Source organism: Oceanobacillus jeddahensis (genome assembly GCF_000750635.1).
Taxonomy (GTDB): domain Bacteria; phylum Bacillota; class Bacilli; order Bacillales; family Amphibacillaceae; genus Oceanobacillus; species Oceanobacillus jeddahense.
The window spans coordinates 149,505-161,785 of record NZ_CCDM010000004.1; the positions used below are offsets into that span (position 1 = coordinate 149,505).

15 protein-coding genes are annotated in these 12,281 nt (G+C 33.0%); 2 read left to right on the forward strand and 13 right to left on the reverse strand.

Annotated elements, in window-relative coordinates:
- Positions 1-10: 10 nt before the first annotated feature.
- The 6 genes from BN986_RS17355 to BN986_RS17380 all read right to left on the reverse strand — a co-directional run bounded on the left by BN986_RS17355 (position 11) and on the right by BN986_RS17380 (position 4,769).
- Positions 11-676 carry a sensor histidine kinase gene (locus BN986_RS17355; RefSeq protein ID WP_187378579.1) on the reverse strand — a complete coding sequence of 222 codons (666 nt, stop codon included), beginning with the start codon at positions 674-676 and terminating at the stop codon, positions 11-13.
- A 266-nt stretch (positions 677-942) separates the two neighbouring features.
- Positions 943-1,647 (reverse strand): response regulator transcription factor, encoded by a 705-nt coding sequence (locus BN986_RS17360; protein WP_040982522.1) that lies wholly within the window; start codon positions 1,645-1,647, stop codon positions 943-945.
- Between the two features lie 38 nt (positions 1,648-1,685).
- Positions 1,686-2,399: an ABC transporter permease gene (locus tag BN986_RS17365; protein ID WP_040982524.1), complete on the reverse strand. Its 714-nt coding sequence runs from the start codon at positions 2,397-2,399 to the stop codon at positions 1,686-1,688.
- A 40-nt stretch (positions 2,400-2,439) separates the two neighbouring features.
- Positions 2,440-3,192 carry an ABC transporter permease gene (locus BN986_RS17370; protein WP_040982525.1) on the reverse strand — a complete coding sequence of 251 codons (753 nt, stop codon included), beginning with the start codon at positions 3,190-3,192 and terminating at the stop codon, positions 2,440-2,442.
- A 1-nt stretch (position 3,193) separates the two neighbouring features.
- Entirely contained in the window at positions 3,194-4,111 is a 918-nt protein-coding gene (locus tag BN986_RS17375) for an ABC transporter ATP-binding protein (RefSeq protein WP_392392298.1), read from the reverse strand.
- 415 nt (positions 4,112-4,526) lie between these two features.
- Entirely contained in the window at positions 4,527-4,769 is a 243-nt protein-coding gene (locus BN986_RS17380; RefSeq protein WP_040982527.1) for a hypothetical protein, read from the reverse strand.
- A gap of 533 nt (positions 4,770-5,302) precedes the next feature.
- On the opposite strand from BN986_RS17380, the gene BN986_RS17385 reads away from it, so the two are divergent.
- Positions 5,303-5,635 (forward strand): SdpI family protein, encoded by a 333-nt coding sequence (locus tag BN986_RS17385; RefSeq protein ID WP_040982528.1) that lies wholly within the window; start codon positions 5,303-5,305, stop codon positions 5,633-5,635.
- 9 nt (positions 5,636-5,644) lie between these two features.
- Here BN986_RS17385 and BN986_RS17390 read toward each other — a convergent pair whose 3' ends face one another.
- From BN986_RS17390 to BN986_RS17405, 4 genes are all read right to left on the reverse strand, one after another.
- On the reverse strand, positions 5,645-5,935 hold the full coding sequence (locus BN986_RS17390) for a hypothetical protein (RefSeq protein ID WP_040982529.1): 291 nt from the start codon (positions 5,933-5,935) through the stop codon (positions 5,645-5,647).
- A gap of 518 nt (positions 5,936-6,453) precedes the next feature.
- Complete coding sequence (locus tag BN986_RS17395) at positions 6,454-6,675, reverse strand: hypothetical protein (protein WP_040982530.1); 222 nt, start codon at positions 6,673-6,675, stop codon at positions 6,454-6,456.
- A 69-nt stretch (positions 6,676-6,744) separates the two neighbouring features.
- Positions 6,745-7,299, reverse strand: a complete 555-nt coding sequence (locus BN986_RS17400; protein WP_040982932.1) for a DUF7010 family protein — start codon at positions 7,297-7,299, stop codon at positions 6,745-6,747.
- Positions 7,300-7,413: 114 nt separating this feature from the next.
- A complete protein-coding gene (locus tag BN986_RS17405; protein WP_040982531.1) occupies positions 7,414-7,965 on the reverse strand; it encodes a dihydrofolate reductase family protein in 552 nt (183 codons plus the stop codon).
- Positions 7,966-8,388: 423 nt separating this feature from the next.
- Here BN986_RS17405 and BN986_RS17410 point away from each other — a divergent pair, with 423 nt between their 5' ends.
- Complete coding sequence (locus BN986_RS17410; protein WP_040982532.1) at positions 8,389-8,670, forward strand: hypothetical protein; 282 nt, start codon at positions 8,389-8,391, stop codon at positions 8,668-8,670.
- 298 nt (positions 8,671-8,968) lie between these two features.
- On the opposite strand, the gene BN986_RS17415 is transcribed toward BN986_RS17410, so the two are convergent.
- The 3 genes from BN986_RS17415 to BN986_RS17425 all read right to left on the reverse strand — a co-directional run bounded on the left by BN986_RS17415 (position 8,969) and on the right by BN986_RS17425 (position 12,143).
- Positions 8,969-9,562, reverse strand: a complete 594-nt coding sequence (locus BN986_RS17415) for a GNAT family N-acetyltransferase (protein ID WP_040982533.1) — start codon at positions 9,560-9,562, stop codon at positions 8,969-8,971.
- A gap of 98 nt (positions 9,563-9,660) precedes the next feature.
- Positions 9,661-10,230, reverse strand: coding sequence for a TetR/AcrR family transcriptional regulator (locus BN986_RS17420; RefSeq protein ID WP_244445034.1), 570 nt, complete (start codon positions 10,228-10,230; stop codon positions 9,661-9,663).
- Positions 10,231-10,682: 452 nt separating this feature from the next.
- Positions 10,683-12,143 carry a sodium:solute symporter family protein gene (locus BN986_RS17425; RefSeq protein ID WP_040982534.1) on the reverse strand — a complete coding sequence of 487 codons (1,461 nt, stop codon included), beginning with the start codon at positions 12,141-12,143 and terminating at the stop codon, positions 10,683-10,685.
- Between the last annotated feature and the right edge of the window lie 138 nt (positions 12,144-12,281).

Genomic DNA, 12,281 nt, shown 5'->3' on the forward strand with positions numbered 1-12,281 from the left:
CACGAAAAAATCACTCACATAACGGCAACGAAAATGAAAAGATTGTTTCTTTATAGGGAATACTACGAACTTGAATAGCTCCATTATTTTTTTCAATTAACTTTTTAGTAATTGTTAGCCCTAGTCCATTCCCATGACCTAAGTGTTGCCGTGACTTGTCTCCAGTGTATAACCGGGTAAAAATATTAGCTATATCCTTTTCAGCAATCCCCTTGCCATTATCCCAAATATGAACGCTCACGGATTCTTTCACTTCCAGATGGATTCCTAACATATTACCATCCTTCCCATGAATGAAGCCATTACTAATTAAATTTACTAGAATATTTTCCATACTTTTCGGGTCTGCCCATACATATACCGGATTATCTGGCAGTTTCATATCCAGTTCCATTTGTTGTGTTTTCAGATCATGATAATAATCAACAATCGTTTCTTTTATCATGCGATTTATATCCACTTTTTGAAAATTCATTTGATAGTCCCCTGAATCTAATTGAGCAATTTCAAAAAATACATTTAATAAATCAGAGAGTTTATTTCCTTTTTGATAAGCTATTCGCATGAATTCTTCTTTTTCTTCAGGGGTAAGCGTTTGGTCATTATTCACCATTTCCATATATCCCAATAACGACGTTAAAGGAGTCTTTAAATCATGGGAGATATTTGCAATCATCTTTTTTCTTTCCTTTTCCAAGTAAACATTATGACTCCTATTGGTTTGAAACTGCTGGAGAAGTTCATTAATTTTCTTAACAAAATTCTGAATGAATGGAGAATTTGTATGCAGGCGCACTCTTTGATTATAGTCTCCGGATTTTACATCATTTAGTGTATATATTACTTTTTTTATCGAATGGACCAAATGAAAATAGAGAAATAACGCAAACAAAAGGAAAAAAATCGCACATACAAAGATTATCCAAAATATCCAGTTTGGCATCATTTATCCCCTTCTCCCAGTTTATAACCAATCCCCCAGATGGTTTGAATCAGCTGCGGGGATGATGGATCCGTTTCAACCTTTTCCCGCAGCATCCGAATATGCACCATAATTTTATTTTCATCCGATTTTAAATAGGGTTCTCCCCATATTGTTTCATACAAATACTCTTTGGTAAAAACCCTATTTGGATGAGACATTAATAATTTTAGGATTTGAAATTCCTTTTCCCGTAACTGTTTTATCTCCCCATGAATATGAAGTTCATAAGCATTCAAATCTAAATGAATACCTGCATGATAAAGGTTTTCAGTGATAGAATCCGTTTGTTGATTATATTTTTGAAAACGGCGTAGCTGCGCTTTCACACGAGCAAGAAATTCATTCATATTAAACGGTTTAGTAATGTAGTCATCTGCTCCCAAACCTAACCCTCTCACTTTATCTTGTGATGTATTTTTAGCAGATATAATGATTACAGGTGTATACTTATTCAAACGTATTTTTTTAATCAAATCAAAACCTGAAATATTTGGCAACATAATATCAACAATAACAAGATCATACGAGACGGAATCAAGATAGAGTGAAGCCTCTTCCCCATCATAAGAACGATGAACTTCAAAGGAAGATTTTTGTAAATATCTAGTAAGAAGCTGGTTGGTATCAAAGTCGTCTTCGATTAATAATATTTTAGCTGTCACTTGAATATCCCTCTCTTACTAATAGAAATAAAGGTCTCTTACACCTTTTTAAAATAGTAAATACTTAATACAAATGGTACCATAAATGTTATTAATACTGTTACCCCGGCTATCGCTAAAGAAACATCCAATACACCCAAAATGTAATAGCTGAACCTTACAGGTAAAGACCAGGGATAAAATGGCGCCAATGCAGTTGCGGAAATTAAACCCGTAGAAAAAACAGTAATAACTGCTATCGTTATTGGTCCAACAAGATTTTTGCTTAAAATCGTAATAAAAACAACGATAGGTATCAACATAAAATGCAAGACAGCTGAAATGATATAAGACAGAAACACATTTGCCCCATTTTCAACTGATCCATCAGTGACTACTATTCCCAAAATGTAAGTTAAACCAAATGAAAACATCAAAGTAAATCCAACAAGCAGCAGTAGAAGAATATATTTGCTAAGAAGTATTCTTGTCTCTGATGCCTTATACGTAAATAATTGATCCGTTAAGTGATTTTGATACTCCTGAGAAAGAATGATGCCAGCTGTTATCGCAAACAAAGGAATCCCCAGAAATAAATTAAAGAAATGAATATTTTGTTCCAATAATGCTCCGAGAGATAGCGTATCCATATCAGGCTGTCTGGTTAACATGAAATAGCTAAGCAGTGTGTTGATAAAAGTGACACCGCAAAGCATCATAAAAATCTTTGAACGTTTTAGTTTTAACATTTCTATTGAAATTAATTGAAGCATAACATCCCCACCTTTTTCCACTTTTCATACCTGACACCTTTCATGTAACTTCTTCTGTATTATATAGAACTAGACTAATAATGGTTGATATAACAAATATAAAGCCCAGTGCCAATATAGGCGTTGAAATGAAGGTTATATTGCTGCCGCCATCTGTTATTGACTGCACTGTTTTTAGAGGAATGGACCATGGGAAATAAGATGCCCATTCTGATTGCAAGCCGATCCCTGCGATAAGAACACCCAAAATAGCACATCCCATTGGAATAATAATATTTTGAAACCAAATTCCTAAAATAATGACGATGGGAAGCAAAGCAAGCTGCATGAAAATAGACAACAAATAAACCAATAAATAATTCAAAAATACACTCGAGGTTACTGTCTCCACGAAACCATATTGAGATCCAATAAAAACAATTATCCCATTCAATAAAAATGACAAAAGAAATACAACCACAATACTGACAAAGGAAGTTATTAATTTGCCGAAATAGATTGCTTTTCTGTCCTGAAGTGACGTGAAAAGAAAATTAATGGTTCCTTGCTGATACTCTTTCACAAAAATGTTGACAGCTATAATAGAAAACAACGGGATTCCAATGGTTAAGTTCAGAAATGCCAGATTTCCATCAAAGAAATATCCAGCTTCAAGCGGTCCTTCGCTTAACATATTATTAATTACTGGGGGAATCAACGTCAGAATAATAGGTATAAGTATAGCCAAAAATGAAATGAGAAAAATATTCGATCGTTTTAATTTGATGAATTCCGTATAAAAACTATTAAACAAGTTAATCCCCCTCCGTCAAATGAAGAAAGTAATCTTCTAACGTATCCGCATTAACATGGATGGATGTGATTCCAATACCATTCTCCATCAGTATTTTAGAAATGGATTCGGTACTATGAGAGTGGTCATAAATCCGGATTTTACCTTCATCCACCATTTGATATTGGTGGATATTCAGTTTTTGTTCCAAAATAACCGATGTTTTCTCAGCTTCATTTACTTCCACTTGAATATACTGTTTGTTTTTTTCATTAATATCTTCCAAAGATAACTCTTGAATTAACTTCCCCCGATGAATAATCCCGATTTTCGTTGCTAGCTGTTCTATTTCACTTAAAATATGACTGGAAACTAAAACCGTAATATCCAGCTTTTCTACCAAATCCAGAATCAGCTTACGTATCTGCTTAATACCCTCTGGATCAAGTCCGTTGGTTGGTTCATCTAATATAAGAAAAGAAGGATGATGCAGAATAGCACGTGCAAGTCCTAAGCGCTGCTTCATTCCCAATGAATAATTTTTTACTTTTTTGTCTCCAGCATGATGAAGACCAACCAATTCTAATGCTTCTTTAATGGAAGATTTTTCTTGAACGCCCATATAGCGTCGATGAATTTCTAAATTCTCTTGTCCTGTTAAATTAGGATAAAATCCGGGAACTTCAATGATTGTTCCAATTTTTCCATAAGGACGGTTTTTACCTTGCTCTCTTTTTTCAAATAATTCGATTTCACCGGCAGTAGGATCAATTAATCCCATAATCATACGAATCGTCGTTGTTTTCCCAGCACCATTCTTTCCTAAAAATCCATAAATTTCCCCTTTTTTGATATTCATATTCAAATCGTGTACAACCATTTCTCCTTTATATTGCTTCGTTAACCGGTTTGTTCTTAAAATATGTTCCAAGCAAAACACCCCATTTTTTTAAATTTAATATCGTTTTATCCTACTGCAAAGATTAATTATTTAATCTTAATTTCAGTGTATCTGTAATTTCTTTAAATCTTCTGTTTCAAATCTTAAAAAACCCTTAAATCTTATGAGTAGAAAATATTCATAGCTAAAGGTGATTCTTCACTCAATGGGAGTTAACGTCCGTTATCTCCCGCCTAAATAAATTTATTTTTACGCTTTATTTTGAGGCAGGAGTTTTACGGACGATTCTCCGTGATAAAAAGAGCTATCAAAAAATGCACATGATGCACTTTTTGATAGCTCGTTTGGAAAAGTTTTGTATGCAGGCACTGTAGCTTAACTGTTCTTATATCTACACAGCCGCCTCTAACTTATAATACGAATTAAAGACAGCTGTGCAGATATAAGAATATAATTAATCGATAAATAAAGAAAAGATTTTCCGGATAATCTTATCAATTATGACAGCAGATACGATTAGCATCAGAAGCCATACTATTAATCCTATATGATCATCAACATTAAATATATGCAACAAATAAAAGACTCCTGCTAAAAGAATAACGTTTATTAATTTACGCCAATCGCTGATCTCTATTTTCCTTTCCTTACTTTCGAAATAATTTCTGTTATCTTTTTCATCTTTATTTTTATTCATTATAAAACCACCTAACAAATAAAGGATTAGGTTCCGCAATATAGTCCACCCTTAGAAAAGATATTTCGCAAAAAAGAATGACGGTATAACAACAAATTTTTTAAGTTTAATAATCCATTCCCTATAGTAATATTTTCCAGATTCCAATTCAGCTAAACATTTTTAACCATCAGGAAAAGATACACTTCTTTTTGCAGAATCCTCTATTTCATTTTATACAGCACTAGTGACTATAAAAGAAATATTTATTGTTCTACATGGGAGAACAATTAACGCAGCATGAACTACTAAAAGATATAATGTATGCTTTTTTGAATAAAAATCTTATGTTAAGGTAACTTTAGAATTATTTCAATGTTTATGAGCGCACTGATGAATCAGATGAAGCAGGTCCTCAAGGTGGTGTTGCAGTAAGTGGCACTGCTATTTATCTAGCTGACGGGACATGGAGGTCTGGCTTAACTCTGCAGAGAATCCAGAAAAAGCAGTAATGATTGTTTTAGACGAACTATCTTAGTTAGAAGGTGATAAGAATGTTAGTATTTCTCACTGGTTTGGGTACTCTGGTGGCAAGTATTATTCTAAGGATTTCCAGTCCTGATAATATTAACAGCATATATGGCTATCGAACCAAAAGGTCAATGAAAAATCAAAAACTATGGGATTTTGCTCAAAAATATTCCGCGAAAATATTGATCATAGTGGGACTCCTTAATATTTTAATAGGTATCGTCCTAATGTTTGTAACTTACAGCAACGAATATTACTTGTTTTTTGAATTAGGATGGGCAGTTCTTTCTTTCCTGCCGGTTTTTGTTCTAACAGAGAGAAAACTTATTCAAATTGAGCGATCTTTAACAGATTAACTTACTTATTCATGCAAAGTTTGCACCAAACCATACAAAGAATCCAATAACCGCAATATTAAATATAGTTAAGATCAGCGCTATAACAGATATTATTTTTCTCTCGTTTTTCGAACAAAATGCTACTATCCCCATAATGATAGATACAGGTAACCCTGCAAGTATAAAAATCACTACTATATCATAAACAGTTTTATTTGCCGCTTGTGAAATTGGATCGAGCAGAAACATAGATAATGTGACTATGATACTTGAAATCAAAAAAACATAGCTTTTCCATGAAAAAACTTTATTTCTCAAGTATATCGCCTCCCTGTTTTAGATATTCCAAAACACTCCTATCATTTAAACTTTAATCAAAACTACAAATTTTACACAGCTTTTACTAGTCAAAAAACAAAATTTGTAATTAACTGAAGGTTAAACTTTTCAATTCTTCTTACAACCTATTATTAGTAAAAAATCAACAGTAAGAAAATTGTAAAGCTGTTAAGTATATTGTAAAATCGGACTTTATTCCATGCAAAAATTCCAACTAAATTTTTCCTTTTTTGCTTTAGTGATTTTGGCTAGTGGTGTGTTTAATCTATATCAAGAAATAGAACACTATAAATATTGAATTTTCAGACACAAATTCAGAAATAAAAACTGATAACTGTAGCAACAAAAAAGGTAATCCAATAAACAACTATCTATTTTAATGCTTCTGAATAAGTATTTCTAAAACTCCTGGCAAAGCATAAATAAGCCCTTTCTTAGAGGACTTATTTTTTGCCGAAATGTTTTTAATACAACTCTATTTTCGTTAATAATATGATTCATTGATTTTCATTATGATCAGAACGATTTCGAAAATAATTGATGACAACCACGATAAAGGCAATCACAGAAAATAAACCAAACGAATCCATAAAAGCATGTAGCAAACTTTCATTTTCAAATGTTAGTCTCACGATAAACAGAGCCAAAGAACTTAAAAATAATACAACTACAATCTTACTGAAAGCTGTATTTGTAACAGCCATGCCTAAGATAATCATTAATGAGCTTATCCCAATTATATGTATTACGATATAGCAACCTCCTTAATTAGATTAGCTCCTGTTCTTTTAAGATTCCACAACAGCGCGCTTCTTCCTGTAATCTACTGTCAATAAGAAGATTAATAGAAGGAAAAGGATAGCAAGTGATAAAGATATAGCCCATAGATTTTCTCCATCTAAATAGAGCCCTAAAATCATAATAATAATTGAAATGACTGGAGCCATAATATAATAAGGTTTGGCATTATAAAACCAGCCATACGGGAAAAAGTGTGCGCCCGTGATGATGGCAAAAAATAGAATCGCATTCTCCGGGTTTGTGATCATGCCGAAAAACAGAATTGGAAAATAGATAAGCTGCGCAAAGTTGAAAATTAACCCCAGATTACCGGTTGGATTATTTTTCAACTGCCAATCTGCTTTAATCAATGTAGATATCCCAATGGATAAAGGGAACATGATTCCCGTGGAAATAAGCATGAATATATTTTTTTGTTGTATATCGATAGGCAATAAAAATATAATCGTAATAATAGACCAGATAACAACAGCTGCTAATAAAAATCCTATCCCATTTTTTGCTTTAATCGATAGTTCATTTCGAATCTTATTTACTTCCAAATTATCCCTCATCCCTATTCCTTTTCATTTATGCATATAAATGGAATTGTATCATTTTATCATCTCTCGTACCAATCCTTTTTGAATAATAAATAGGGATAGCGGTGGGAGTATTTATTTATAAACTAAGAGCACATTTCCGCACTGAAACGTTCGTGATTCAATTAATTCAAGTTTTTGATTAACATCATTAAATAACCGTTGCCCTTTTCCAATTAAAACAGGATTCAGTATAAGTCGATACTCATCAATTAAATCATGTTGGATAAAGGTTTGTGCAATGCTTGCGCCTGCAAGTAGTGCTATATTTTTGCCGGGCTGTTTTTTCAGTTTTTCCACTTCAAAAGCCACATTTCCTTTAACCAATCTTGCATTCCATTCTGCCTTTTCCAACGTTCGAGAGAAAACAACTTTTTTCATCTTATTCATTTTTCTAGCAAATGAGCGATTTTTTTCCGTGCTTTTTTTATCAAATTCAGCAGAGGGCCAATGCTGGAGCATCATCTCATAGGCAACTCGTCCATAAAGTAGTGTATCTACAGAATCCAAAAAGTCATCCATAAAATCATGCATTTCCTCATCCATCACATGCCAAGAGCTGTCTCCGTCTTCACCTGCAACAAATCCATCTAATGACATGACCATTGATAAGATAATTTTTCTCATCCTACTCAACCTTTCTGTAGAAATTTTTAAAAATATCACACATGTATGATATTCAATAATCTTATGACCAATGCTTACTTTCTATATTAGAGCATAAATAACGCTTTGATTTCTTTTCAATTGCTACCTTTTATAGTCCAGTCATTAAGAGACAAGAGTAAAGGAAAAGGCGTTGCAGAAAACCATTATCGAACAATGAATTTAATGTAACTTACCTATCGACACTATCTATCGCAAAGATAATTTTTTATTTTTATGGGCGACCTTCCCTGTGTTAAAGGAAGCTTTAAAAGTCATGACAGCATGGAAATTTATGTTTAAAACCGTTGCCTTTGTTTGGGTGAAAAATTAGTTTTCTTATAGAATAAGCTAACAAACTATTAATTAGAATAAAGAAACATACCCTTGAAAGGACTGATTTAATTGGGGAAGAAAGCGTTTCATATTTATAATATTATTGTGTTGCTTTTATTGTTATCATTTAACGCTTTAGCGTTATTTGGTGCAGGAATGAGCGAAGGCGGAGTGTTGCCTGAGTATTGGATTGTAGTCTGGGCCTCACTCATAATTTGGGGTCTCTTTTATTTTACCCAATTTCGTTCTGATAATAAGGTTTGGAGAATATCTTGGTTTGGCTTAATGGTCGTATTCCTTTTCTTCTGGGAAACGGGGCTTGGATCAACTGTTAGTAGAATGATTAGTTAGCATGAAGAAACACTAAAAATCAAATTCCGAATTTATCCCCACTTATTTGAGTTAGAATAAGTGGGGGTAATCATATTTTTTTCTTTAAATCTGGAATCAGCGTTTTAAATCATCTTTAAAACGCTGGTCAGCAAATAAAAACATACCGATAAGTGTCAATAAAGCGTAAAATGCAAAATATAATTTTCATTATAAAACTATATATGTTTTTATAGTTTCACTAGTTTTATCAAAAATTTTTTCTTCTCTTTTTTGACCTAAATCATCTATCATAAAGAAATATCTGTAACGTTATAATTTATACCTCCAGCTTCATATAAATACGCTCCTTGAAACCTTTAAAAGAAGAAAACCGCTCTTTTTTCCTTTCCATATCGATAAAACCCAGTTTGACATACATTTGATAGGCTATTTTATTCGTATCAATCACTTCTAAAATAAAACGCTGATAAGCGGAATGATGTAATACATGCTGAAATAAAGCGGTAGAAACTCCTTTACCTCTAGCTTTTACTGAGGTGGCAACACATTCAATATATCCCGTATCATCATCATATGGAAGTTTCTTATTAAAATCGTCTTTCATAAAGTGATATCCTAGATTTCCCTTTACAAGTCCAAAATGCTTTTTTAATGTATTTCGATCAATGTTGAGTCCACGCGCTTTATTATCGGAACAAGCGAGCACGCCTACAATTTCACCATTTAGTGTAGCCAGGTAGAAAACCTCTGGATGTAACATTTTTTGAAATGCATCTACTAATTTTTTTCGGTCTTTTGAAAAAAAGCCTAATTCTTTTTTATAACCATCCACAAACACTTCAGCGGCTTCTTTTCTTACGTCGCTATTAAAGTCTTTCATTTGCTTCACTTCAATTACAGCCTTTTGCATTTTACTCCACTCCTTTTCTTAATTTGTATTTTTTAAATATAAAACTATTTTGGTTTTATTAGTTTTACCAAAAAAAGAGGATAAGTCATAGACCTCTTTTATTCTTCTTTAGAAACCAATCCGTACAAAATAATATCAGCAATTTGCGATAACGCTTCCGTAAGGGAAATATCGTTTACGATATAGAACTGCTGATCTTGAGCTGTTTCCACTGCTCCTCTTATCATCTTTACAATTAAGGCTGCATTTTTATTGGCGATTATGCCTTCACGAATTCCTTGCTCAATTAAAGCGTCCATTTCATCCCAGTCTTTTGTATATATTTTAGATAATTTCTCCCATTGTTCCGGGAAAGAACGTTTAATTTGTTCTAACGTTGGCCGATCAACAAGTTCGATGTGAGTCGGTAGACTGATAATCACTTCTTTTATCTTCTCAGTTACTGGGATATCATCATTTTGTAAAATTAATTCGTTTTTCTTATCCACTTCAGCAAAAGCGTCTTCAATTAGTGCATCCAGAATATCTGCTTTCGATGAAAAATGTTCGTACAGCGTACGTTTACTAATCCCCAATCTTCGTGCAAGATCATCCATTGTAAATTTAATTCCATTTTCTTTTAATTCTTCTGCAAAAGCTTGAATGATACGATATTCTATTGTAACCACCCCTCAAAAACTGATAAAACTTTTTTAGTTTTCTCGTTTCAGCAATTAGTATATATGATATATAATATTATTGCAAGGGGCTCTTCGTTGTATAACTTGTTAAAAACTTTAATAATTTTCTATCCTAAAAATGTCTAAGTGGAAAAGCGGAACTAATACAGAGAGGAAGGAATAATAATTAAAGCACTACGCCACCCAAAAAGAAACCAATATTTTTCATTACAATTTGGATGATTAATTTACGATGCTTAACATAGAAAAAATTTAAGTAGATGTACTCTCTCTTCAAAATTCCCTTCATACATTAGTTTTTTATCAATTTTTAAGTAATGTTACCTATTATACCAGTATCCTCCAAGGATTTGATTCTTAAAATTAAAATATTCCAAAGCAGTAGAGTCATAAAAAATCCGGACAAAAGTTGCCCGGATTTTATGGTTAATAGTTTTTAATCACAGTACTTTTTCAAAAATCATTCTCTCATCTTCCAATTTCTTTAAAGCTTCCTCTTTTGAAATGGTCTGTTTAGGTGTTAAATAACTTATTATTATACAAGTTAGTAAAGATACAAAAAGGGATGGTATAACCGGATTTCCCCAAAATTCAGATAAATCTTTATTCAACATCACAGTAAAAGAAGTCACTGAACCCGCTATTATAGCTGCAATTCCTCCTTGCCATGTTGCTCGAGACCAATATTTTCCCAGTAAAGCTGTTACAAGCAATCCCGACATAATGGTGGAACTCATATTTTCTATATAATCAATAATGTTTGTTGAACCAAGCGTGAATAATAAAGCTAATCCTATCGTTATGACAAGACCAATTCTTGAGAAAAAAACAGCTTTGCTTTTATCAGGAAGTGAACCTGTTACTGTTTGATATACATCTCTCACTAAAATTGTAGCCCCAGCCATGGCGTCCGAATCTCCTGAGGACATGGTTGCACTTAAACCGGCAATTAATAAAAATGCACCAATCCAAAACGGAAATACCTCTGTAATCATATACGGGAAAGCAAAGGCAGTATTTCCTATTTCAGGATTTAATAATCTTGCAGCTAAACCTACGATAGTAGGAATAATTGAAAATAAAACAGCTACAATTCCAGAAATAATAAAACTCCTTATGACCGTACTTTTATTTTTACCAGAATAAATTCGATGGCGGTAAGCGGGCATAACTAATACCGCTACAATTGTAACTAGAATGAGAGATATACCTGGTATTAATCCAGCTTCTTGAACGCCAACAAAAGTAGTTAGTTCTCTTGGAAGCCCTTCCGACATTCCAGCAAATCCACCTACTTTTAAAAAAGATATTACTGCTAATAATGTAAAACCTATAAATAAGATAAATGCCTGAATAGCATCAGTATATACTACTGCTAAGAAACCGCCTATTATAGAATAAACCCCAAATCCTAATGCTGTAATAATTTTAGATATGGTTGGGTCAAGTCCTGTTATCCAACTAAGATAAATACTTCCTCCCAAAATATGCGTACCCAACCAGCCGACTTCAGCAAGAAATAAAATGATAGACGTAGATCCTTTCATTACTTTACTTGCACCGAAGTAGTAGCTTAATTCTTCCGAAAAAGTCATGAAATTTTTATCACGTGTATCCGCAAAAAACAAAACTAACGCAATCATTCCAATCCCTAAACCGATACCAAAAAAAGCTCCTGCCCAACCTCTTTCATAAGCAGTTTGTACAGCCCCCATACTTGATCCTGTCCCTACTGCAGTAGCAACTGTCGTACCTATTAACAGGAAAGGACCTAAATTCCTTCCTCCCATTAAAAAATCTTCTCCTGTTTTTATCTTCTTCGCAATAACTGTTCCTACCAGTATCATAAGTAGGATAAAGATTGATAAAATAATTATATAAACCAATTGATTTTCAACCATAACTTTACACCCCTTGTATATTCTTATTAAGGTTGACCCCATCTTCCAAGTCTTTCCCATAAAAATAGTTATGATCTTACCTATACGGAAAATTAATTACACAAGTGGATTTTGGGACACATAAATATATAAATTACG